Raw genomic sequence first — 1,587 nt, forward strand, 5'->3', positions numbered from 1 at the left:
CTCGGCCGGATCGACATTCTCGTCAACAACGCGGGAATCTATCCCGTCAGCACCACCCTGACCCTCGACGAGGAGGGCTTCGACCGGGTCGTCGGGGTCAACCTACGGGCCCCCTTCTTCCTGACGCAGGCCGTGGCGCCCGCGATGCTCGCGGCGGGCGGCGGCACGATCATCAACCTCGGGTCGTGGATCGCGCGGCTCGCCGTAGGGACCAGCTCGCTGTACAGCGCCACCAAGGGGGCCCTCGAGACCCTCACCCGCGCATGGTCCGCCGAGTTCGGACCGCAGGGGATCCGGGTCAACGCGATCTCCCCCGGCGTCATCCGGACGCCGGACCTGTCCGCGGACGCCGAGTACGCGGGCGAGGCGCTGATGCACGGCACCCCGGCGGGCCGGGCGGGCCACCCGGACGCCATCGCGGCCGCCGCCGTCTACCTCGCCTCGGACGAGGCGGAGTTCGTGCACGGCATCGTGCTCGACGTCGACGGCGGGCGGACCGGGGTGGCCGTCAGCGCCGCCTGAGGTGCGCGATCCCGACGTCCAGGGCGGCCTCCAGATGCGTGGAGCTGCCGGTGGTGAGCAGCAGGAGCACCCCGCCCTGGATGCCGGCGAGCAGCGCAGACGCCGCCTGCGCCGCGTCCAGCCCGGGATCGATCTCCCCGGCTCCCTGCATCCGGCCGATCCCCGCGGCGATCTCACCCTGCCATCGGCGCATCAGCTCCGCGCTCACCGCCTGCGCTCCCGGCGAGGTCCGGCCGAGCTCGGAGTTCACGGTGGTCAGCGGGCAGTTCTGGCCCTGCGCCCGGTACCGCGCGACGAGCGTGTCCCGCCACGCCTGCCACGCCGCCCAGGTGGAGAGGTCACCGAGGTGGGGCTGCTGGTCGGCGATCACCCGGTCGGCCTCGTACCGGGCCACGGCGAGCAGCAGCGCCTCCTTGCCCTCCGGGAAGTAGTGGAAGAGCTGGGACTTGCTGGTCCGGGTGCGGGCCATGACGTCCTCGAGCGTGGTCCGCAGGACGCCCCGCTCAAGGATCTCCGCGGCCGCCCCCTCCACGATCCGCTGCCGGGTCGCGGCGCCCTTGGCGGTGAGGGTGTGCGTCACGGGTCCAGGTTAGGCGTAGCGATCTCCCCGCCCGGGTACGTCGGTGACACGAGCGACCACCCAGGAGGGGCGATGACCGCCGACGAGACAGGCCGCAAGCAGCCCGACACCCGCGAGATGTTCCTCCGGTACCTGCTGGACAAGGTCCGTGAGGACCCCTACCCGAGCCTGCAGCACCTCGACATGATCGAGGAGTCGCTCACCCCCGACCTCGTCCCCGAGTACATCCAGGTGCTGATCGACAAGTCGAAGGAGAGCGAGTTCCCGAGCGGTGAGGTGCTCGCGAGGATGCAGCGTCTGGCAGGCTGACCCGCCGTCCCCCGGCACCGGGTGACCAGGGGGTGTCGGTGGAACGGGTCGGGTTCGGTCGCGTCACGCTGACCTCGGACGACCTGCGCGAGGTGGCGCGGTACGCCGCGCGGTGCGCCGAGGAGGTCCTCCCGCTCTTCGAGGCGGCACGTCCCGAGGACCGACGGCCTCGGGCC

At 72.3% G+C, this 1,587-nt stretch carries 4 protein-coding genes; 3 read left to right on the top strand and 1 reads right to left on the bottom strand.

All coding sequences use genetic code 11. The features are described 5' to 3' along the window. Positions 1-522, top strand: a 522-nt coding sequence (locus H5J29_RS32080; RefSeq protein WP_181784666.1) for an SDR family NAD(P)-dependent oxidoreductase, incomplete at its 5' end; no start/stop codon positions are given. On the opposite strand, the gene H5J29_RS32085 is transcribed toward H5J29_RS32080, so the two are convergent. After that, positions 509-1,102: a TetR/AcrR family transcriptional regulator gene (locus H5J29_RS32085; protein ID WP_181784667.1), complete on the bottom strand. Its 594-nt coding sequence runs from the start codon at positions 1,100-1,102 to the stop codon at positions 509-511. The genes H5J29_RS32080 and H5J29_RS32085 overlap by 14 nt on opposite strands. Before the next feature lie 72 nt (positions 1,103-1,174). Between H5J29_RS32085 and H5J29_RS32090 the strand changes: the two genes are divergently transcribed. Both H5J29_RS32090 and H5J29_RS36690 read left to right on the top strand, forming a co-directional pair. Next, a complete protein-coding gene (locus H5J29_RS32090) occupies positions 1,175-1,411 on the top strand; it encodes a hypothetical protein (RefSeq protein WP_181784668.1) in 237 nt (78 codons plus the stop codon). A gap of 38 nt (positions 1,412-1,449) precedes the next feature. Beyond that, positions 1,450-1,587: putative immunity protein (locus H5J29_RS36690; RefSeq protein WP_376768599.1), on the top strand; the 138-nt coding region annotated here is incomplete at its 3' end.

It is taken from the genome of Pseudonocardia pini (genome assembly GCF_013870575.1).
Lineage (GTDB): Bacteria > Actinomycetota > Actinomycetes > Mycobacteriales > Pseudonocardiaceae > Pseudonocardia > Pseudonocardia pini.